Source organism: Solirubrobacter phytolaccae, assembly GCF_027587195.1.
Taxonomy (GTDB): Bacteria; Actinomycetota; Thermoleophilia; order Solirubrobacterales; family Solirubrobacteraceae; genus Solirubrobacter; species Solirubrobacter phytolaccae.
The window spans coordinates 48,956-69,948 of sequence record NZ_JAPDDP010000037.1; the positions used below are offsets into that span (position 1 = coordinate 48,956).

18 protein-coding genes are annotated in these 20,993 nt (G+C 70.8%); 9 read left to right on the forward strand and 9 right to left on the reverse strand.

What is annotated here, in order from left to right; all coding sequences use genetic code 11:
- Window position 1: 1 nt before the first annotated feature.
- From OJ997_RS19660 to OJ997_RS19670, 3 genes are all read right to left on the reverse strand, one after another.
- Window positions 2–1,567 (reverse strand): M1 family metallopeptidase, encoded by a 1,566-nt coding sequence (locus OJ997_RS19660; RefSeq protein WP_270026911.1) that lies wholly within the window; start codon window positions 1,565–1,567, stop codon window positions 2–4.
- 68 nt (window positions 1,568–1,635) lie between these two features.
- Complete coding sequence (locus OJ997_RS19665; protein WP_270026913.1) at window positions 1,636–2,397, reverse strand: MBL fold metallo-hydrolase; 762 nt, start codon at window positions 2,395–2,397, stop codon at window positions 1,636–1,638.
- A gap of 1 nt (window position 2,398) precedes the next feature.
- Window positions 2,399–3,079, reverse strand: a complete 681-nt coding sequence (locus OJ997_RS19670) for an HAD-IA family hydrolase (protein WP_270026914.1) — start codon at window positions 3,077–3,079, stop codon at window positions 2,399–2,401.
- 103 nt (window positions 3,080–3,182) lie between these two features.
- On the opposite strand from OJ997_RS19670, the gene sucC reads away from it, so the two are divergent.
- From sucC to OJ997_RS19685, 3 genes are all read left to right on the forward strand, one after another.
- Window positions 3,183–4,322, forward strand: coding sequence for an ADP-forming succinate--CoA ligase subunit beta (gene sucC, locus OJ997_RS19675; protein WP_270026915.1), 1,140 nt, complete (start codon window positions 3,183–3,185; stop codon window positions 4,320–4,322).
- Window positions 4,322–5,209 (forward strand): succinate--CoA ligase subunit alpha, encoded by an 888-nt coding sequence (sucD, locus tag OJ997_RS19680; protein WP_270026916.1) that lies wholly within the window; start codon window positions 4,322–4,324, stop codon window positions 5,207–5,209. The genes sucC and sucD overlap by 1 nt, the downstream gene beginning before the upstream one ends.
- 81 nt (window positions 5,210–5,290) lie before the next feature.
- On the forward strand, window positions 5,291–6,559 hold the full coding sequence (locus tag OJ997_RS19685) for a hypothetical protein (protein WP_270026917.1): 1,269 nt from the start codon (window positions 5,291–5,293) through the stop codon (window positions 6,557–6,559).
- Here the strand turns inward: OJ997_RS19685 and OJ997_RS19690 are convergent.
- Complete coding sequence (locus tag OJ997_RS19690; RefSeq protein WP_270026918.1) at window positions 6,537–7,853, reverse strand: pyridoxal phosphate-dependent decarboxylase family protein; 1,317 nt, start codon at window positions 7,851–7,853, stop codon at window positions 6,537–6,539. The genes OJ997_RS19685 and OJ997_RS19690 overlap by 23 nt on opposite strands.
- A 20-nt stretch (window positions 7,854–7,873) precedes the next feature.
- Between OJ997_RS19690 and OJ997_RS19695 the strand changes: the two genes are divergently transcribed.
- The 3 genes from OJ997_RS19695 to OJ997_RS19705 are packed head-to-tail and all read left to right on the forward strand — an operon-like array spanning window position 7,874 to window position 10,798.
- The gene (locus OJ997_RS19695) at window positions 7,874–8,962 is read left to right on the forward strand and encodes an aminotransferase-like domain-containing protein (protein WP_270026919.1); all 1,089 of its coding nucleotides are present in this window, start codon (window positions 7,874–7,876) and stop codon (window positions 8,960–8,962) included.
- Window positions 8,943–9,596: an alpha/beta hydrolase family protein gene (locus OJ997_RS19700; protein WP_270026920.1), complete on the forward strand. Its 654-nt coding sequence runs from the start codon at window positions 8,943–8,945 to the stop codon at window positions 9,594–9,596. The genes OJ997_RS19695 and OJ997_RS19700 overlap by 20 nt, the downstream gene beginning before the upstream one ends.
- Window positions 9,587–10,798 carry a kynureninase gene (locus tag OJ997_RS19705; RefSeq protein WP_270026921.1) on the forward strand — a complete coding sequence of 404 codons (1,212 nt, stop codon included), beginning with the start codon at window positions 9,587–9,589 and terminating at the stop codon, window positions 10,796–10,798. The genes OJ997_RS19700 and OJ997_RS19705 overlap by 10 nt, the downstream gene beginning before the upstream one ends.
- On the opposite strand, the gene OJ997_RS19710 is transcribed toward OJ997_RS19705, so the two are convergent.
- Window positions 10,795–11,253, reverse strand: coding sequence for a VOC family protein (locus OJ997_RS19710; protein WP_270026922.1), 459 nt, complete (start codon window positions 11,251–11,253; stop codon window positions 10,795–10,797). The two genes, OJ997_RS19705 and OJ997_RS19710, sit on opposite strands and share 4 nt — an antisense overlap.
- A 48-nt stretch (window positions 11,254–11,301) precedes the next feature.
- Here OJ997_RS19710 and OJ997_RS19715 point away from each other — a divergent pair, with 48 nt between their 5' ends.
- Together OJ997_RS19715 and OJ997_RS19720 are read left to right on the forward strand one after the other, a co-directional pair.
- Window positions 11,302–12,075 carry a helix-turn-helix domain-containing protein gene (locus OJ997_RS19715; RefSeq protein ID WP_270026923.1) on the forward strand — a complete coding sequence of 258 codons (774 nt, stop codon included), beginning with the start codon at window positions 11,302–11,304 and terminating at the stop codon, window positions 12,073–12,075.
- A 97-nt stretch (window positions 12,076–12,172) separates the two neighbouring features.
- Window positions 12,173–16,447 (forward strand): DUF3616 domain-containing protein, encoded by a 4,275-nt coding sequence (locus OJ997_RS19720; protein WP_270026924.1) that lies wholly within the window; start codon window positions 12,173–12,175, stop codon window positions 16,445–16,447.
- Window positions 16,448–16,478: 31 nt separating this feature from the next.
- Here the strand turns inward: OJ997_RS19720 and OJ997_RS19725 are convergent, their stop codons facing one another.
- The 4 genes from OJ997_RS19725 to OJ997_RS19740 are packed head-to-tail and all read right to left on the reverse strand — an operon-like array spanning window position 16,479 to window position 20,185.
- The gene (locus OJ997_RS19725; RefSeq protein WP_270026925.1) at window positions 16,479–16,823 is read right to left on the reverse strand and encodes an STAS domain-containing protein; all 345 of its coding nucleotides are present in this window, start codon (window positions 16,821–16,823) and stop codon (window positions 16,479–16,481) included.
- On the reverse strand, window positions 16,820–18,430 hold the full coding sequence (locus OJ997_RS19730) for an ATP-binding SpoIIE family protein phosphatase (protein WP_270026927.1): 1,611 nt from the start codon (window positions 18,428–18,430) through the stop codon (window positions 16,820–16,822). The genes OJ997_RS19725 and OJ997_RS19730 overlap by 4 nt, the downstream gene beginning before the upstream one ends.
- Window positions 18,431–18,449: 19 nt before the next feature.
- Window positions 18,450–19,526: a calcium:cation antiporter gene (locus tag OJ997_RS19735; RefSeq protein WP_270026928.1), complete on the reverse strand. Its 1,077-nt coding sequence runs from the start codon at window positions 19,524–19,526 to the stop codon at window positions 18,450–18,452.
- A complete protein-coding gene (locus OJ997_RS19740) occupies window positions 19,523–20,185 on the reverse strand; it encodes a haloacid dehalogenase type II (RefSeq protein ID WP_372517917.1) in 663 nt (220 codons plus the stop codon). The genes OJ997_RS19735 and OJ997_RS19740 overlap by 4 nt, the downstream gene beginning before the upstream one ends.
- Here OJ997_RS19740 and OJ997_RS19745 point away from each other — a divergent pair.
- Window positions 20,184–20,993: glycoside hydrolase family 3 protein (locus OJ997_RS19745; RefSeq protein WP_272599992.1), on the forward strand; the 810-nt coding region annotated here is incomplete at its 3' end. The genes OJ997_RS19740 and OJ997_RS19745 overlap by 2 nt on opposite strands.

Consider the following 20,993-nt stretch of genomic DNA (forward strand, 5'->3'; position numbering starts at 1 on the left):
GCTACCCGGCCGGCAGCGGGTAGGTGTCGAAGTTGTCGACGTGCATCTGCGGCTTCGGTACCCCGTCCGCGGTCGGATAGCTCGTGTACAGCCACTGGCGGAAGAACTCCGTCCACCGCGCCGATCGGGCCGGGTCCGTCCGCTTGACCAGGGCGATGAACTGCTCGGTGGTGGCGCTGCCGTAGGCGTGGTCGGTCAACCAGCGGCGCATCATCGCCTTGAACGTCCCGTCGTTGCCGAGGATCTCGCGGATGGCCTCGATCGTCGCCGGCGCACGGCGGTAGATGCCGTCACCGTCGAACAGGTCCCGCGGCGTCGCCGGGTCGGCCGGGGCCACGCGCCAGGAGATCGGATACTCGGGGTTGGCGTAGACGTCGAGGTACCGGTCGCGCGGCGGGACCGGGAAGAACGTCCCCGTCGACGACCACACCCAGGCGGAGAAGACGGCCATGCCCTCGCTCAGCCAGACGTCCCGCCACCGGGCGGGCGTCACGAGGTTGCCGAAGAACTGGTGCGCGAGCTCGTGGGCGACGAGGTCGACGCCCGGCCCGTAGGTGCTGTCGATCTCGGTGATGGCGTACGTGGGCTTGCCCTGGGTCTCGAGCCCGAGCCCGAACGACTGGAGGGTCACGATCCCGCCCACCGACGTGAACGGGTAGCGCTTCCCGTAGTACGTGGAGTAGAAGTCGACGATCTCGGAGGAGCGGCCGAGGTCGGTGGCCGACTGCGCTTTGCCCTGGGCGGGCAGCGAAGACGTGATCGCGGTGTAGAACGGCAGCGGCTTGTTGAGGCTGCCCGCGGCGGGCGTGGTCCGCTTCGGCTTGGTGGGGCTGAGCGAGTTGACGTCGAACTTGCCGACCGCAACCGACACAAGGAAGCTCGATGTCGGGGCGGTCTCGTTCCAGACGAACGTGCTCGTGGCCCGCTTGCCCCGTCCGGCGGTGCGCCGGGCGGTCAGGACACCGGTGGCCAGGGCGCTCCAGCCGCGCGGAACGGTGACGCGGGTCGTGTAGGTCGCCTTGTCGGCCGGGACGTTGTTGTTGGGGTACCACCCCATGGCGCCGGTCGGCTGGGCGACGACGACCGCTCCGGTCTTCGCGTTCGGGACCCACCCCTCCGTCAGAGCGGTCCTGCCCTTCAGCGCCCGCTGGATCCCGCCGTAGCGCACGACGACACGGAACCGCCGACCGTCGCGCAGCCCGCGCGCCGGGGTGATCACGAGCTTGGAGCGCTTGGCGTCGACGGTGAACCGGGCCGGCCGGCCGTCGACCGTCACCCCGCGCACCTTGTTCCAGGTCGACAGGTCGAAGCTCAGGCGGGACAGCCCCTGGGTGGCGGTGGCGTCGATCGTCGCGATCCCCTCGAGCCGCTTGCGGGCGACCGCATAGTCGAGGTCGAGGTCGTAGTGACGGACGTCATAGCCGCCGTTGCCGATCGTCGGGAACAGCGAGTCACCGAGCGATCGCGCGCCCGGGGTGAACGCGGACGGGGCGGCCGCGTGGCTTGGCGCGGCGGCGGCGAGGGCGCCCCCGGCCGCGGCGATGACCGCGGCGCTCCGGAGGCTCATGAGCTCATGGACAGACGGCAAATGCGGGTCGTAACGGCCCGCTCACCGATTGGATGCGCCCTAACCGGCTACAGCCGGGTGAGGTTCTTCGCGTGGATCTCGCGCTGCGCCTTGGTGCGCCGCGCGAGCGGCAACGCCGAGCCCGGCAGGCCTTCCAGGTACGCGCGGTCCTCACGCAGGATCGCCAGCGCGCGCTGCGCGTCGATCGGGCCGCCGTGCCCAGGGACGACGTGCTCCGCCGCCTCGACCAAGGGCTCCAGCCGGTTCAGCGTCGCGATGTAGGCGGACACCGAGCCGCCCTCGGAGATCATCGGGATCTCGACGGGTGAGAGGTAGTCGCCCGGGATCAGCACCGCGGCCCAGGGGACCCAGATCGCCATGCCGTCGGCGGTGTGGCCGTCGGCCGGCTGCAGCTCGATCGTCTTCTCACCGATGTCGATGAACCCCGGCGTGTCCAGCTTCTGCGCGCCCGGGAGGGACAGCGGCGAGGGCCGCGTGACGTACATCTCCTCGTCGAAGTCGCGCAGCTTGCGCTGGGCCGCGCCCGGCTCGTTGATGAGCCGCGCGGCGGTCGTCTCCGCCGCGCCGAGCGGCGCTTCCGGGAACGAGTAACGACCGAGCAGGTGATCCCAGTCGGCGTGCGTCGCGAGCACCCCGACGACGTTGAACTCGGCCTGCGCGGCGATCGCCGGCAGGATCTCGAGCTCGTCCGGGAAGACCGGCGAGTCGATCAAGAAGGCCTCGCCGCCACTGCGCACCAGCACGCTCGCCGTGGCGAACGCGCGGGAAGTGACGGCGATGACGTCCTCGTGGAGACCTACGGCGCGCAAATCAAGCGACGCCGAGCAGCTTCGCCGCTTCGAGCAGCGTCTTCACCTCGGCCGTCGGCTTCTTCTGCGACGCGTCGAGGGTCTCCTTGTTGCGATTGACCCAGATGACCGGGATCTTGGCCTTCAGGCACGGCTCGACGTCGTAGTAGTACGACGAGGTGACGTGCACCCAGCCCTTCTTGGTGCCGATGCGACGCTCGGCCTCCTTGAAGTGGGCGGGGTCCGGCTTGTAGGACCGGACCTGCTGGGCCGTGACCACCAGGTCGAAGTCGTTCTTGAAGTAGCGACGGGTCTCGCCGAGCAGCTTGTCGTCGACGTTCGAGATCAAACCGAGCTCGTACTTCTTGTCGAAGCGATCGAGCTGCGTCTTGGTCTCCTTGAACGGCGGCCAGCGAGAGACCGAGTTCGGGAGGAAGCCGGAACGAGACGGCTCCAGCGGCCAGCCGAGCTGGCGCGAGATCTGGACCGCGGTGCGCCGGAGCACTTCCGCGTACAGCTCGTACGAGCCGTTCTTGATCTCCTGCTGGGTCTCGAGGAAGAGCGGCACGAGCTCCTCCTTCGACAGCGTGTAGCCGTCCTTCTCCGCTTCCTTGGCGAAAGCGTCGTACACCCCGGTCTCCCAATCGATCAGGGTGCCGTAGACATCGAAGGTGACGAACGTGACTTCTTTAGGCAGGGGCATCGCGGCCGTGCATGATGACATTTCCGCGCGCGAGGTCTGCCGGACGCGCTGCTATGGGTTTGCGCGGCCACGCGGAACCGAGCGGTAAGCTCGGCCGTCCGCCATGGATCTACTCGAATATCAGGGCAAGCAGCTGTTCGCCCGCCATGGGGTGCCGGTGCCCAGCGGCTCCCCTGCCACCACCGTCGAGGAGGCCGTCAAGGCGGCCGACGAGATCGGTTATCCCTGTGTCGTCAAGGCACAGGTGCAGATCGGCGGCCGAGGGAAGGCCGGCGGCATCAAGGTGGCGAAGGATCGCCAGGAGGCGGAGACGCACTCCAAGGCGATTCTCGGGATGGACATCAAGGGGCACACGGTCCACGAGGTGTGGATCGAGGCCGCGTCCGACATCGCCGCGGAGTACTACGCGAGCATCGTCTTCGACCGCAGCGCCAAGCGTCCCCTCGTGATGCTGAGCACGCAGGGCGGCATGGACATCGAGGAGGTCGCGGAGAACGATCCCGACGCCCTCGTCCGCCTGCACGTGGACCCGCTGCTCGGGTTCCAGGACTTCCACGCCCGTCGTCTGGCCTTCGAGGCCGGCGTCGACGCGGACGTCGTGCGCCCGCTCGGCGCGCTCCTGACGAAGCTCTACGACGCCTTCATCAAGGAAGAGGCGATGCTCGTCGAGGTCAACCCGCTGATCGTGACCGCCGACCGCCAGGTCGCCGCGCTCGACGCGAAGGTCACGCTCGACGACAACAGCCTCTTCCGCCACCCGGACAACGCCTCGCTGCGCAACGTCGCCGCGGAGGACGAGCAGGAGCAGATGGCGCGCGAGCGCGGCCTGACGTTCGTCAAGCTCGACGGCAACGTCGGCATCCTCGGCAACGGCGCGGGCCTCGTCATGTCCACGCTGGACGTGGTCGCGCAGGCCGGCGGCTCGGCCGCGAACTTCCTGGACGCCGGTGGCGGATCCAAGGCCGAGGCGATCACGTCGGCGGTCGAGGTGATCCTCTCGAACCCGAACGTCACCGCGGTGCTGTTCAACATCTTCGGCGGCATCACGCGCTGCGACGAGGTCGCGCGCGGCCTGATCGAGGCCTTCGACCAGATCAAGCCGACCGTGCCGTTCGTGGTCCGCCTCGACGGCACCAACGACGTCGAGGGCCGCAAGCTGCTCGCCGACGCGAATCTGCCCAACGTCCACACCGAGTCCACCATGCTCGGCGCGGCGAAGAAGGTTGTGGAGCTGGCTGGCTGATGGCGATCCTCGTCAACAACGACACGAAGCTCTGCGTCTCCGGCATCACCGGTCGCGAGGGCACGTTCCACACGCTCAACAACAAGAACTACGGGACGAACGTCGTCTCCGGCGTCACGCCCGGCAAGGGCGGCCAGGACGTCGAGGGCATCCCGGTGTTCAACACGTTCCACGACGCCGTCGAGAAGACCGGCGCGAACACGGCGATGATCTTCGTGCCGCCGCGCTTCGCCGCCGACTCGATCCTCGAGGCCGAGGACGCGGGCATCAGCCTGATCATCGCGATCACCGAGGGCATCCCCGCCCACGACGAGCTGCGCGTCTACAACCACCTGGCGACGAACCCCAACGTGCGCCTGGTCGGCCCGAACTGCCCGGGCATCTTGTCGCCGGGCAAGGCCAACGTCGGGATCATCCCCGCGTCGTTCTTCTCCGAGGGCAACGTCGGCGTCGTCAGCCGCTCGGGCACGCTGACCTACCAGATCGGCAACGAGCTGGCCCAGGCCGGCTTCGGCAACTCGAGCATCGTCGGCATCGGCGGCGACCCGGTCCCGGGCTCCTCCTTCATCGACATCATCGCCGAGTTCGAGGCCGACCCCGAGACCGAGCTGATCGTCATGGCCGGCGAGATCGGCGGCTCGGCCGAGGAAGAGGCGGCCGAGTTCATCAATGCCAACGTGACCAAGCCGGTCGTCGCCTACATCGCGGGCTTCACCGCACCGCCCGGTAAGACGATGGGCCACGCCGGCGCGATCGTCTCCGGCAGCGCCGGCACCGCCAAGGCCAAGCAGGAAGCGCTGGAGGCCAACGGCGTCCGCGTGGGTCGCACGCCGACCGAGGTCGCGCAGATCGCGGCCGAGATCGCCGGGTCGCTGAAGACCGCGTGAGTCCAGGCACGCATGGCAGGCGCCGCCGCGCCTGCCATGCTCCGCCGAATCGTTAACGCCGCACGCGCGTTGAGTGCCCCGATGATCCGCGTCTTCCTCGTCCTCGCCTTCCTGCTCGCCCTGCCGACCGCCGCGTACGCGGCCGCCGGCGACCCGGACCGTGACTTCGGCCGGCGCGGCACCGTCACGCTGAAGGCCACGGACGCCGACGCGGTCGGCCACGCCGTGAAGGTCCTGAGCGGCAATCGCGTGCTCGCGGGCGGCTCCGCGGCGGGCCAGCTCGTGCTCGTCAAGCTGCGCGCCTCCGGCTCGCTGGACAGCACGTTCGGCACGCGCGGCCAGGTCGTCCCGGCCCTCCCGGGCACGTCGCTGGACGGCGTGAAGGGCATCCAGATCGTGCGGGACGGGCGCGTGGTCGCGTCCGGGACGCTGCGGTTGGCGGACGGCTCCACGCGCTTCGTCACGTTGCGGCTGCTGCCCAGCGGCGAGGTCGACCCGAGTTTCGGCGCCGGCCTCGGCTACGTGCTGAGCGGGCCGAGCGACGTCGAGCTCAGCGCGATGGCGATGGACCGCAACGGGGTCGTCTACCTCGGCGGCACGTCCGGCGGCGCGCCGTTCCTGATGCGCCTGCTCGGCGACGGCACGCCCGACACGACGTTCGCGAACCCGGCGCTGGGCATCACGGGCAAGGTCACGAGCATCCTGCTGCGCGCCGACGGCACGGTCACCTACTCCGTCGCGACCGGCGCGGCCTCGTTCACCGTCGCCCGGCTCCTGCCGACCGGCGCGCTGGACCCGGCGTGGGGCGGCATCGGCGTCGTCACGCACGCGATGGGCCCGGGCGCCGCGCCCGGGATCGGCGCGGTCGCCGTCCGCCAGGGCCCGTCGAACACGACCCTGGTCGCCGGCACCGACCTCACCGCCACCGGCAGCCCGCGCGGCAGCGTCATCCGCCTGAACCCGACCGGTGCGATCGACACCCGCTTCGGCAGCAACGGCGTCTCCCGCGTCTCGCGCTCGGACCGCGAGCTCCGCATCACGGGCATGGTCCGCGACCGCTCGGGCCGCATCCTGCTGGCGGGCACGGGCCGCTCGCCGGACTCGCTGCTCGTCCGCCTGCGCGCCAACGGCGCCCGCGACAAGCGGTTCGGCAGCGGCGGCCTCACCTACCCCGTGCTCGGCCAGCCGCCCGGCGGCACGCCGATCTACACCCGCTTCGAGGCGATCGACGTCGCGGGCAGCAAGGCCGTGGTCGTGGGCTCCGCGGCCGGCCCGGGCACGCTCGTGCGGTCGTTCGGCGGCACGTCGTACACGGGCCGCTTCGCGCTCACGATCTCGCGATTCGACTGACCCGCTCGTGAAGCCACGGCACGTGTGGCTCGTGCTCGGGCTTCATCAGCACTGAGCGGAGCACGCGCACGCCGTCGGCGTCCAGCTCGATCTCCGGGTGAGCGGCGGCGAAGGCGTCCGCGCCGATCCGGAGCGTGCTCAGGAACACGGGGTCCTCGCCGGACATGCCCGCCTGCAGCACGCGCTCGGACGCTGCGTCGATCTCCGAGGCGCGGGTCCCGCTCGGGAAGTACGTGAGGATGTCCAGCTCCGGCTCGCGGTGGAGCGTGAGCACGTCGGACGCGCGGATGAGCGCCGCCCAGGCCTGCGCGGCGCGCACGCCGGCCGACAGGATCGGCGCCAGGTCCAGCGCCCGCAAGGTCAGCCACAGCGCCGCCGCCGCGGCGCCGGCACGCGAGCACTCGAGCGAGATCTCGCCCAGGTGCAGCTCGGCGGAGGTGAAGTACGTGTAGGGCGAGTCGTGCTTGTACAGGCGTCCGACGCCCGGGTCGCGGAACAGCACCGCGCCGCAGCCGTAGGGCTGGAGCCCGTGCTTGTGCGGGTCCACGACCACGCTGTCGGCCTCGGCGATGGCGCGGAACGGCGCGCCGTCGATCAACCCGCTGTCCGCCAGCAGCGCGAAGAACCCGCCGTACGCAGCGTCGACGTGCACGCGCACGCCGTACTGCTCGCGGAACGAGACCGCCCGCGCGACGTCGTCCAGCGTCCCCGTGCCGGTCGTGCCCGCGGTCACGACGATCGTGCCGACGCCGCCGGAGCGGCACAGCCCTTCAACGTGATCGAGGTCGATCCGCCCGGCCGTGTCCGCCGGTGCCTCGATCCCCTGCACGCCGAGCACGGCGCACATGCGGGAGTGCGTGTAGTGCGCGTTCGCCCCGTGGACGACGGCCTTGTCCGGGTGCAGCTCGCGCGCCACCCACAGCGCCTCGAGGTTCGCGATCGTGCCCGAGGAGGTCAGGTGCCCGAGCGCATCCTCCGGAAAGCCGAACATGCGCGCGAGCCACTCGACGACCTCGATCTCCATCGCGCTCGTCGCGGGCCCGCCGTCCAGCGCGTGGTTGTTGGTGTTCACGTGCAGCGCCGCCGTGTACGCCGCGATCGCGACCGGATGCGGCGGCTTGAGCATCTGCCCCGCGTAGCGCGGGTGGTGGAACGGGTAGTTCGAGCCCATCCGCTCCACGAACTCGCCCCACGCGGCCTCGAACCGCGCCGGGTCCGGAGTCAGCGACGGATGCGGCGGAGCCGGCTCACGCCAGCCCGCGACGGCGTCGAGCGCACGCGAGACGTAGTCCATACACCGCTAGTCTGCCGGGCATGGCCACGATCTCCTTCGCCCGTGGGGCGCCGTCGCTCGACATCGTTGATGTGGAAGGCCTCAAGGAGGCCGCGAAGCTCGCGTTCGAGCAGGATCCGGCCGGGACGACGGCCTACGGGACGAGCGTCGGCTACGTGCCGCTGCGCGAGTGGATCGCGGAGCAGCACGGCGTCGCCGTCGAGCAGGTCCTCGTCACCAACGGCTCCATGCAGGCCGACGCGTTCCTGTTCGAGCTGCTCGTGCAGCCGGGCGACGCGGTGATCGTCGAGAACCCGACCTACGACCGCACGCTGCTGAACCTGCGGGCTCGCGGCGCGGACGTGCACATGGTCGAGCTCGAGGCCGACGGCATCAGCATCGAGGCGCTGGAGAACGTGCTCGCCACGGGCCTGCGCCCGAAGCTCGCGCACATCATCCCGAACTTCCAGAACCCGGCCGGCTACACGCTCTCCGCGGAGAAGCGCGCGAAGCTGCTGGCGCTCGCGGCCAAGCACGACTTCACGATCTTCGAGGACGACCCGTACGTGTCGATCCGCTTCGAGGGCGAGCCGATCGCGAGCATGTTCTCCCAGGACCAGGACGGCAAGGTCGTCTACGCGTCCTCGTTCTCGAAGACCGTCTGCCCGGGCATCCGCGTCGGCTACCTGGTCGGCCCGCAGGCCGTGATCAAGCAGATCCAGACGCTCGCGACGAACACGTACATCTCGCCGAACATGGTCAGCCAGTCGATCGTGAACCAGTTCGCGCGCTCCGGGCGCATGGACGGCGCGATCGAGACGGTCAAGACCAACCTGAAGGCGCGCAAGGACGCGGTGGTCAGCGCGCTCCAGCGCGAGATCCCCGAGGCGCAGTTCGCCAACCCGTCCGGCGGCTACTTCATGTGGGTCGAGCTGCCCGAGGGCGTCGACGCGGCCGAGCTCGAGAAGGCCGCGGCCCAGCGCGAGGTGCAGTTCGTCAAGGGCAGCGACTTCGGCGGCTCCGCCAACACGCTCCGCCTCGCCTACTCGGGCGTCACGCCGGAGCAGATCGACGAGGGCATCACGAAGCTCGCGGACGCGCTCCGCTCCCTTGGAGTCGCAGCTTCATAGGTACGGCCAGGACCCCTCGCAGTACGGCGTGCTGTACGGCGAGGGGCCCGTTGCCGTGCTCATCCACGGTGGGTTCTGGAAGGCGCAGTACGGCCTCGATCTGATGGAGCCGCTGGCGCACGACCTCGCGGCGCGCGGCTGGGCGGCGTGGAACATCGAGTACCGCCGGATCGGCAACGGCGGCGGGGTGCCGGAGACGCTGGACGACGTCTGCGCCGCGATCGAGAAGCTGGACGACCTGCCCGTGGACCGCTCGCGCGTCGTCGCGATCGGGCACAGCGCCGGCGGCCATCTCGCGGCCTACGCCGCCACCCGCGTGCGGGTGACGGGCGTGGTCTCCCAGGCGGGCGTGCTGGATCTGCAGCGCGCGCGGGAGCTGCGGCTCTCCAACGGGATCGTCGACACGTTCCTGGGCGAGCATCCGACCAGCGTCGCGTCGCCGATCGAGCGGTTGCCGCTCGGCGTGCCGACGTTGCTCACGCACGGCGGCCTGGACGACATCGTCCCGGTGGAGATCTCACAGCGCTTCGCCGAGGCTTCGGGCGCCAGCCTCATCGTCGAGCCCGACGAGGACCACTTCGGCCACATCGACCCGGACAACCCGTTGTGGAAGGCGGTGCTGGCATGGCTGTGACCCGCGAGGACGCGCTGCAGCTGGACGCACGCGATCCCCTCGCCCCGTTCCGCGAGCGCTTCGTGATCGAGGATGCGCATCGCCTCTACCTGGACGGCAACTCGCTCGGCCGACTGCCGAAGGGCACTCGCGAACGACTGCACCGCGTGATCGACCAGTGGGGCTCAGAGCTCGTCGGCGGCTGGCACGACTGGATCGACGCCCCCACCCGCACCGGCGACGCGCTCGCCGAGGTCCTGGGCGCACAGCCCGGCACGATCCTCGTCGCCGACAGCGTCACGGTGAACCTGTTCAAGCTCGTCAACGCGGTCCTCGACGCGCGGCCGGAGCTCACGCACCTGGCGACCGACCAGGACAACTTCCCGACCGACCGCTACGTGCTCGAGGGGATCGCGAAGGCCCGCGGGCTGGAGCTGACGATCTTCGAAGTCGACCCGCTGCTCGGCCCGCAACCGTCCGACGTCCCCGACGGCGCGCTCACGGTCCTCAGCCACGTCGCCTACCGGTCGGGCGCGCTCGCGGACATCGCCGCCTTCCCCAACGACCGCCTCATCTGGGACCTCAGCCACTCGGCCGGCTCCGTTCCCGTCGAGCTGGAGGCGAAGGGCGTCCGGTACGCCGTCGGCTGCACCTACAAGTACCTCAACGCCGGTCCGGGCGCGACGGGCTACCTCTACGTGCGCGAGCCCGAGACGCTCGTCACCCCGATCCAGGGCTGGTTCGGCCAGGCGCGCCAGTTCGAGATGGAGCGCCCGTACGAGCCCGCGCCCGGCATCTCCCGCTTCCTCGCGGGCACGCCGCCGATCCTCGTCCTGGCCGCCGTCGAGGAGGGCGTGCGGATCACCGCCGAGGCCGGCATCGAGGCGCTGCGCGAGAAATCGGTCGCCCAGACCGAGCTGCTGATCGCGCTGCACGACCAGTGGCTCGCGCCGCTCGGCTTCACGGTCGGCACGCCGCGCGAGCCGCACCTGCGCGGCTCGCACGTCAGCCTCCGGCACCCCGAGGCCTGGCCGATCTGCAAGGCGCTGATCGAGCACGCCGACGTCATCCCGGACTTCCGCGGCCCGGACTCCGTGCGCCTCGGCATCGCGCCGCTCTACACGCGCTTCGTCGACGTCTACGACGCGCTGGACCGCCTCCGGGACCTCGTCGAGCGCGGCGTGCACCGCGAGGTCGACGCCAGCGTGTCGCGTGTGACCTAGGCCATGGCCTCTTCCGTGCGGCGCTGCATCTCGGCCTCGTCCATGTCCTCGATGTGCGTGCAGATCATCCAGCGGTGGCCGTACGGGTCGCGCAGCGAACACGCGCGGTCGCCGTGGAAGGTGTCGTTCGGCTCGTTGACGCCGGTCGCGCCCGCCTCGACCGCCTGCGCATAGAGCGCGTCGGTGTCCTCGGTGTAGATCATCAGCGCAACCGGCACGGGCTGGTCAGCGGTCGGCGCGACGGACCCGAACTCCGGGAACGAGTCGCTCACGCACACGATCGAGGTCCCGATCCGGAGCTCGGAGTGCATGAGCTTGCCGCCCATGACCAGCTTGAGCCGGACCTCGGCGCCGAACGCGCGCTCGTAGAACCCCAGCGCCTCGACGCCGCCTTCGACGGCCAGCACGGGCGTGACGGTGTGGAATCCCTCGGGAATGGGCTTGACGGAAGACATGCCGCCACGCTAAGCCGCCGCAAAGCGCGCGTATTGTAAGAACGCGACATGGACGTGGAGAGCCGGGGCATCCTGCGGCCCGAGGAAGCGCGCCGCCACTTCGACCTCCGGCGCGTGCCGCCGTCCGCCGACCTCGCGCACCTGATCGACCGCCACTGGGTCGTCGAGTGGGATCTGACGGAGCCGTACACCGTCGAGATCGTCACCCACCCGAGCGTGAACCTCACCTTCGAGCCCGACGGCGGCTGGATCACCGGCGTCTTCACGGAGCGCTGGCAGCGCGAGCTGACCGGCTCGGGCCACGTGATCGCGACCAAGTTCCGCCCCGGCGGCTTCCATCCCTTCCACCCCGTGTCCGCGCACACGCTGACGAACCAGGTGCTCGCCACCGACGCGGTGTTCGGCCCGTTCAAGCCCACGTCGTTCGCGGAGCTCGAGGACGGCCTGCGCACCCACGGCTGGACCGACGACCCGCGCGTGGACGAGATCGTCGAGCTGCACGCCGCGATGCTGCGCGACCCGAGCATCACCCGCGTCGAGCACCTGTGCGCCCACGCCGGCTACTCCCCGCGCACGCTCCAGCGCCTCTTCCGCGAGTACGTCGGCGTCACCCCGAAGTGGGTCCTGGACCGCATCCGCCTGCACGAGGCCGCCGAGCGGATGGCCGACGGCAACGCCGACTGGGCGAGCATGGCGCTCGACCTCGGCTACTTCGACCAGGCGCACTTCATCAAGGCGTTCAAGGCCGTCGTCGGCCGCTCGCCCGCCGCGTACGCGATTGGGTGCAGAACGCAACCACTCGCGTCCACCATTGGTACATAGACGCAACGCGGCGGTCACATGCGGACCGCCGCGACCCGAAAGGGTCTGAGGGTCCCTGAAGGCGGCTGGAAGCTGCCTTCGAGAACTAGGAGCTCCCTTGCCCCAGTTGCTTCTCACGCGGCGGCGCGCAACCGCCGCGGCGGTCGTCGGCGCACTCGCGCTGGCCGCACCCGCGTCCGCGGAGCCGGTGAAGGCCGGCCCGGCGGTCCCGGACGAGCTGGCGGTGTTCACCGTCGGCGGCGCGCTCGTCTCACCCGGCTTCTACAGCACCGACGGCATCGCGCTGCACCGCGTTTCTACGACGGACGGCGCCTACCGCGGCCGGATCACGTTCCCCGCCACGGGCGACACACCGCTGACCGTCATCACCTCCGGCGCGACCGCCCGGATCGGCGCGCTCGAGCGCTCCGTCGACGGCAGGACGCTCAACTTCCCCGCCGCCGCCGTCCCCGCCGGGTCGAGCTCGTTCGTCGCCATGTCCGCGTGGAACTCGGTGCGCGTGAACGCCGACGGCACGACCGGCCAGGTGCCGTGGGGCACGGGCTGGGTCCCGTCGATCGGCCAGGACGTGCTCGCGTCGGCGACAGTGGACAACTCCCGCTACTGGGTCGCCGCATACTCGGACCGCCCGTTCGGCACGATCGCCCCGGGCGAGAGCGCGATCACGTCGGTCGCCACCACGAGCGCGCTCACTCCGGCGTGGAACGTCGAGATCGCCGACAACACGCTCTACGGCTTCAGCAACGACGGCCTGCTGCGCCTGCCCGGCGGCGGCCTGCCGACCGCGGCGAGCACGGCCGAGCCTGAGCTCGTCCAGCGCATCAGCGGCGCGTTCGACGGTGCCTTCGTGGACACCGACGGCGTCGGTGGCAGTGACACGCTGTATGTCTCACGCGGCGTGCGCGGCCTGTTCAAGTACGTGCGCTCGGGCGACGCCTGGGTCCAGCGCGGCTACGTGACCGGCAACTTCGCGCACGTGACCGCGCGCGCCGTCGCCGGCGCGGTCGAGATCTTCGCGAGCGCGACCACCAACGCGGTCGTCACGAAGACCGTCGACACGGCCGAGGCCGGCGCGGAGCTGGTCACCACCGGCCCGACGACGATCGGCCGCGCCCCCTCGGGCCTGCGTTACACCGGTGTCGCGTTCGCGCCGGGCACCGGCTTCCCGGCCGACAGCACGCCGTACCCCGCCGCGCCGCCGACCATCACCACGGCGACGACGACGGTCGACACGAACCTGGAAGCGCCCAGCAAGGCGACGGTGGCGATCGAGGTCAGTGACCCGAACACGCCGGTGTCCGAGCTGACGGTCACGGCCACGTCCAACAACGCCGCGTCGCTCCCGAGCGACCGCATCACGCTCGGCGGCACGGGCCACACGCGGACGGCGACGTTCGACCCGGTCGCGATCGGCTCGGCCGTTGTGACGTTCACGGTCAAGGCCGGTGACGACACGCGCACCGTCGCCGTGACCGTGCGCACCACCGGCCCGGCCCCGGACCCGACCGCGCACTACTACAGCGGCGCGGTCGACCTCTCGGCCAACCTGGACGTCGGCGGCGACTACTTCCTCGGCATCTCCGACGAGGTCAACACCGTCCACCTGTTCAAGAAGGGCGTCTCGGGCGGTCCGATCACCTCTTGGAGCGACGGCTTCCCGGGCGGCGAGACGGACTTCGAGGGCGTCACGCGCTTCGGCAACACGGTCGTGTGGTCGGGCTCGCACGGCAACAACCGCTCCGGCTCGGCCCGTCCCGAGCGACGCTTCCTCGCGTTCCAGACGATCAGCGGTTCCGGCGGCGCCGTCGACCTCAACTGGTCGCACTCCTACACGCGGCTGTGGCAGCAGTGGAAGGACTGGGACGCGGCCAACGGCCATGGCCTCGGCGCCAACCACCTGAAGTTCGCCGCCGCGACGCGCCCGGGCCTGATCCCGAACGCGCCGAACGGCTTCAACGTCGAGGGCCTGACGATGGCGCCGGGCTCGCAGAGCGTCGCCTGGTTCGGCATGCGCGCCCCCACCATCACCGGTGCCGACGGCATCGAGCGCGCGCTCATCCTGCCCGTCAACAACATCGACAAGCTGACGGACAACAGCGTCAACGCCGAGCTCGGCCAGCCGGTCCTCCTCGACCTGGGTGGCCGCTCGATCCGCGACATCGCCAAGAACGCGAAGGACCAGTACCTGATCTCCGCGGGCACGGGCGACACGGACGACTCGATCAAGAACTGGGCGCTCTACACGTGGGACGGCAACGTCGACCACACGCCGCAGCTGGTCAAGGTGCTGCCGACCGACGAGTCGCGCATCGGCGCCTGGGAGGGCATCGCCGAGCTGCCGGCCGACCTGGTCGCCGGCAGCCGCGTCCTGATGACCGCCGACTCCGGTGACACGGGCCTCGGCAAGTCCTACGGCCAGTACGTGACGCTGGACGCGCCGCATCCCGCTCCGGCGCTGGTGACCGGCATCACCGCCACGGCCAAGCCGGGCGCGATCGACCTGCGCTGGGACGCGTCCGACCGCGCGACCGCCTACTACATCACCGTCAAGGACGCGGCCGGCGTCGACGCCCCGGGCACGCCGAAGATCGTCACCGGCACGAGCGCGACGCTGGAGCCGCTCACCGCCGGTACCGAGTACACCGTCAACGTGCGCGCGCAGAACGAGGCCACGCGCACCGCCAACGGGACGTCGGTGAAGGCGACGCCGACGCAGGGCGCGCGGATCGCCACGACGATCAAGGTCGAGCTCGTCGGCGAGCCCGTCGTGGGCCAGCCGCTCAAGCTCGTCGCGACTTTGAGCGACCCGGCCGCCACCGGCACGATCCACCTGTACGACAACTTCACGTCCGTCCGCGGTCCGAACAACCTCTACGACCTCCCGGTCGTCGATGGCAAGGTCGAGGCCGACATCACCGACCAGACCGGCTCCGGTGTGCGCTCGTACCGCGCGGAGTTCACGTCCTCGAACCCGGAGAACTTCCTGTCCTCGCAGTCGACGATCACGCCGTTCGTCGACTTCCGGCCGATCCAGCCGGCGCTGAAGCTCGTCTCGATCACCGGCGACCGCGTCGCGGGTCAGCCCTTGACGCTCAAGTTCCAGCTGGACGGCTACACCAAGCAGGACATCTACCCGGGCCCGAGCGGGCTGCCGGTCGACGTCCGATCACGCGTGAACGGGGCCACGAACCTCACGTCACTGGGCAGCCCGTACGTCGACGAGGCCACCGGCGTGGCCACGCTGACGACGACGCAGCTGGCGGCGGGCAAGCACCGCATTAGCGGCTACGTCGGCAACTTCACGTCGGGCGTGACGTCCATGGCGACCGACGAGATCCCGCTCGAGATCGCTCCGGCGGGCTCGCCCGCGCCGGCCGAGCGGGCGATCAAGCGCCCGAAGCTGTTCCTGTCGGTCTCCGGCACGCGCATCGACGGCAAGCCCGTCACGCTGACCGCGCGCGTCTCGGACCCGACGCTCCAGGGGACGGTGTACTTCGAGCAGTGGGGTTGGCAGGCGCTCGGCAACGCGCCGATCGTGAACGGCATCGCGACCTGGACCGGCAACATCTCCAGCACCCAGCCGCAGCTCATGGCGCGCTTCGAGCCGGCGGCCGACCGCGACACGACCGCTTCGGCGGTCTCCCCGGGCATCGCCTGGGTGGCCGGCTCCGGCGCGGCGCTGCCGGACCGCCCGGCGACGGCCACGACGACGACGCTCGCCGTCGAGGGCTCGCGCGTCGTCGGTGAGCCGCTGACGGCGAAGGTCACGGTCGCCCCGACCGTCGTCACGCCGTTCACCGTGCGCGACCAGCACGGCTACGTCGAGCTCGTCGACGGCGGCCAGGTCCTCGATCTGGCCCGTGTGATCGCGGGCAAGGCCGAGCTCGACCTCAGTGGCCTCGGCGCGGGCTCGCACTCGCTCGTCGCCCGCTACGTCTCCACCGACGAGCTCAAGTCGACGGGCTCGGCGTCCGCCGCCGTCCCGGTCGCGATCACGGTCGAGAGCAAGACCGAGGCGCCGGTCGGCGGCACGGTCGGCGCGACGCTCGCGCTCACGCTCGGCGCGCCGGCGAGCTTCCCCGCGTTCATCCCGGGCGTGGAGAAGGAGTACACGGCGACCACGAAGGCGACCGTCATCAGCACCGCCGGTGACGCGACGCTGACCGTGAGCGACCCTGGCCACCTCACCAACGGCGCGTTCAGCCTCCCGCAGCCGCTGCGGGTCGAGCTGGGCCGCACCGCCTGGACCGGCCCGGTCTCCAACGAGGACGTGCCGGTCACGTTCAAGCAGGCGATCGGGGCGAACGACGCACTGCGCACGGGCACCTACAGCAAGACGCTGACCTTCACCCTCAGCACGACCACGCCGTGACGCGAGCGAGCGCGTGGGCGCCTTCGGGCGCCTACGCGCTCAGCGCGTCGTCCAGCGTCGGGTAGGTCGGGTACGCCTTGTCCAGCCCGGTGATCGACAGCATCCGCGAGATCGAGGAGCCGGGCGCGATCACCAGCCGCAGCTTGAGCTGACGGCCGCGCAGCTCGTCCCCGAGCGAGAACATCAGGTTGATGCCGGCGCTGTCGAGGTAGGTCGTCGGCGACAGGTCGACCACCAGCACGGACGAGCGGTTCGTGACCAGGCCGCGGAGCGCGACGCCGATCTCGGCCACGTTGGACGCGTCCACCTCGCCGTGCACGACGGCGACCGGCAGCTCGCCGTGCCACTGCGCGGCCACCCGAGCAAGGTCGGTCATGCCGCCTCCCGCCCGAGCGTGCGGCGCAGCTCCACGCGGGTTCCCTGCTCGTCCTGGGTCACGTCCACGGATTCCATCAAGGCCCGCATCATCGAGATTCCGCGGCCGCGATGCGTTCCGCGTGGCTCGCGCCAGCTGCCGCGATCACTGACGACGACGCGGATCACGCCCTGCTCATGCTCGGCGGTGACGTCGTAGGTGGCGGCGCCGGGGGCGTAGGCGTGCTCGACGGCGTTCGCCGACGCTTCCTGGACGGCGACCACGATGTCGTAGATCTCGTCCTCGGCCGCGCCCCAGCGCCCGAGCCAGCGGCGCAGGAGCGGGCGCATCGCGGGCAGCGTCTCCGCGGAGGCGGGCCACGTCGTGCGCAGCGTGTCCGGCAGCAGCTGGAGCCGGGCGCCGAGCACCGCGACGTCATCGTCGGCCGGCGAGCCGCGGACCTCGCCGTCGGCGACGGTCTGGCACAGCTCGACGAGATCGCCCGCCCCCGCGAGCAGCGTCCGCAGCCGCTCCAAGCCCGCCTCGATCCCTTCGCCCCGGACCTCGACGGCGCCGTCCGTCGCGAGCAGCAGCGTGCTCCCGGCCGGGAAGTCGAAGGTGGTCTCGCGGTAGGTGGAGACGCTCGAGACGCCCAACGGCGGGCCACCGTCGACCGCCAGCACCGCCGTCTCCCCGCGCGGCGCACGCACCAGCGGGGGCAGGTGGCCGGCGCTGACGAGCGTCACCTGCTCGCGCTCGAGGTCCAGCACGACGTAGGTCAGCGTCGTCATCTGGCGCTGGCCGAGCGTGAGCAGGAGCCGGTTCAGCCGGTCCACGACGCCCGCCGGCGTATGGCCGTCGAGCGCGTAGGCGCGCAGGCCCGTCCGCATCTGCGCCATCAACGCGGCCGCGCCGATGCCGTGCCCCATCACGTCGCCGACCACGAGCGCGAGCCCGCCCCGCCCGAGCGTGAACGCGTCGTACCAGTCGCCGCCGATGCCGCCGCGCCGGACGGCCGGGCGGTAGCGGGCCGCGAGCTCCAGGCCCGGGACCTCCGGCAGCGCCTCGGGCACGAGGCTGCGCTGGAGCGCCTCGACCACGCCGCGCTGGTGGAACAGCCGCGCGCGCTCGATGGCGGTCGCGGCGCGGTCCGCGGCCAGCTGGAGCAGCTCCGTGTCGGCCGCGTCGAAGATGCGCGGGTGCAGCGTGCCGACGTGCAGCACGCCGATCACCTGGTCCTCGACCAGCAGCGGGACGCCGAGCATCGAGCGGATGCCCTTCTCGCGCAGGATCGGGTTGAGGATGTCGGCGTGGTCGACGTCCTCGATCGTGATCGCGCGCCGCTCGGCGGCGATCCGGCCCGCGAAGCCGCGCCCGACCGGGATCCGGACGCCCTGCTCGACCTCCTCCTCGATCCCCTTGGCGGCGGTCGCGAGCAGAGAGTCGCCGCCTTCCTCGAGCAGCAGGAACGCGGCGGTGTCCGAGTCCAGGATCTCCGCGATCCGCTGCAGGAGCTCGTTGAGCAGCTGCTCGAGCGGCAGGTAGCCGATCCCGACGTCGGTGACGCGCTGGAGCGCCTGCAGCTTGCGCAGCGTCTCGAGCAGTTCGTCGAGTGAAGGCTGCGGCACGGAGCGCGGATGTTAAACGCTAGGGCGAGAAGACGAGCACGATGTAGACGAAGAAGACGAGCAGGTGCACCGCACCTTCGAGTACGGTCGTGCGCGGTCCGGAGAACGTCACCACGCTCAGCAGCAGCGTGAGCGAGACAAGCACCATCCCGGTCGGGTCGAGGCCGAGGATCACCTGCTCGCCCGTGATGAGGCCGATCGTGAGCACGGCCGGGAGCGTCAGGCCGAGCGTGGACAGGCAGGCGCCGAGGCACAGGTTGACCGTGCGCTGGAGCTGGTTCTTGGACGCGGCCTTCAGCGCGCTGATGCCCTCCGGCGTGAAGACGATCAGCGCGATCAGCACACCGCTGAGCGCGATCGGCGCGCCGATGAGCTCGATCTCGGCCTTGACGACCTTGTCCAGGCTCTTGGAGAGCAGCACGATCGGGAGCGCGCCCGCCAGCAGCAGCACGACCCACTTGCCGATCGTGCGCGGGTTGGGCTCCTCGATCTCGTGCTCGTCGGACGGACCGTGCACGAACAGGTCGCGGTGGCGGCCGGTCTGGATCTTGAGGAAGAAGACGTACAGGACGATCGTCGCCCCGGCGAACAGGATCGCCTGCGGCGTGGTCAGCGTCGGCGCGTCGGTCGAGGTCGTGACCGACGGCATGATCAGCGCGATCACGCCGAGCGGGATGATCACGCTCAGGAACGCGGAGGCGCCGGGGAGGCTGTAGTCCTGCTCGTGGTGCTTGAGGCCACCGACCACCAGCGACAGGCCGATGACGCCGTTGAGCACGATCATCATCACCGCGAACATCGTGTCCCGGCCGACCGTCGGCGCGTCGCCCCCGAGCATCACGGCGCTGATCAGCATCACCTCGATGCCGACGATGCTGAGCGTGAGGATCAGCGTGCCGAACGGCTCGCCGAGCATCTCCGCGAGGTGGTCGGCGGCGACGATGACGCCGAACGCGCACCAGAGGATCACGCCCAGGATCCACGCGAACAGCAGGAGCCCGATCGGCACCGAGTCCAGGTTGCTCTTCGACAGCAGGCTGTCCCCGAAGAACTGGAAGGCCAGGACGGTGCCCCAGCCGGCGATGAGGTGCTTCATCGCGCGAGCTCCTTGAACGTGGGGGCGACGATGTCCCAGTCGCTCGTCGGCTCCGTGTCCTCGGTCGGCCGCGGCACGAACGCCGTGCGCAGGCCCGCCGCGCGCGCCGCGTGCAGGTCGTCGTTGTGCGCGGCGACCATGCACACCTCGTCGTAGTCGAGGCCCAGCGCGTCGGCGCTGGCCCGGTACACGAGCGGATCGGGCTTGTAGGCGCGTGCGAGCTCGGCCCCGAGGATCGCGTCCCACGGCAGCCCCGCGTACTTGGCAAGGTTGACGGACTGGGCGATGTGACCGTTCGAGCAGGGCGCGATGATGTGGGTCTCCTTGAGCTGGGTCAGGCCTTCCACGACGTCCGGCCACGGGTCGAGCCTGTGCCATGCCTTGACCAGCGTGCGGCGATAGCGCTCTGGGAGATCGTTACCCAGCTCGTCCAGGACTATGTCGAGCCCGATCCGGTGCAGGACGTCGAGGTTCACCCACGGGCGACGGCCGGAGCGGACGGTCTCCAGCTGCGGCTGGTACTGCTCGCGCCACAGGTCGGCGGTCTCCTCCGGCAGCCCGAAGCGCGCCGTGTGGCGGATCATGCTGCCGCGCCAGTCGACCGTCGTGCCGAACGCGTCGAAGATCAGCGCCTTCACGCCTTCATACTGACGAGTCATGGAGCAGTCGCGGCTGTTGACGGGGGCGGACGCTTGGTCGCTGCACGCGGCGCCGGAGCTGGGCCTTCGCCGGATCGTGGTGTCGGACGGCCCGGCCGGGGTGCGGGGCGAGACGTGGGACGAGCGCTCCCCATCGGCGAACGTTCCCTCACCGACCGCGCTGGCGGCGTCATGGGACGTCGCCCGCGTCGAGCGACTGGGCCGGCTGCTCGCCTACGAGTGCCGCCGCAAGGGCGTCGACGTGCTGCTCGCGCCGACCGTCAACCTGCACCGCACGCCGTTCGGCGGCCGCCACTTCGAGTGCTTCTCGGAGGACCCGTACCTGACCGGCGCGATCGGCGCCGCCTTCGTGCGCGGGCTCCAGGCCGAGGGCGTCGCCGCCACCGTCAAGCACTTCGTCGCCAACGACTCCGAGACGGAGCGCTTCACGCTCGACGCGATCGTGGACGAGCGGGTGCTGCGCGAGCTCTACCTGCTCCCCTTCGAGCTGATCGTGGCCGAGGGCCCGTGGGCGGTGATGTCCTCCTACAACGCCGTCAACGGCTTCACGATGAGCGAGTCGCCGCTCGTGCAGTCGGTGCTGCGCGACGAGTGGGGCTTCGACGGCCTCGTGATGTCCGACTGGGGCGCGGCCCGCAGCGCGAACGCCGACGTGGACCTCGCGATGCCCGGCCCGAACAGCGCGCTCGCGCCCGACGCGGCCGGCGTCGAGACGCGCCTCGCCCGCATCCTCCAGCTGGCCGAGCGCGTCGGCGCGCGCGACGCGACCGCCGGCGGCCCGCCGGCCGCTACCACGGCCTCGCCGCCC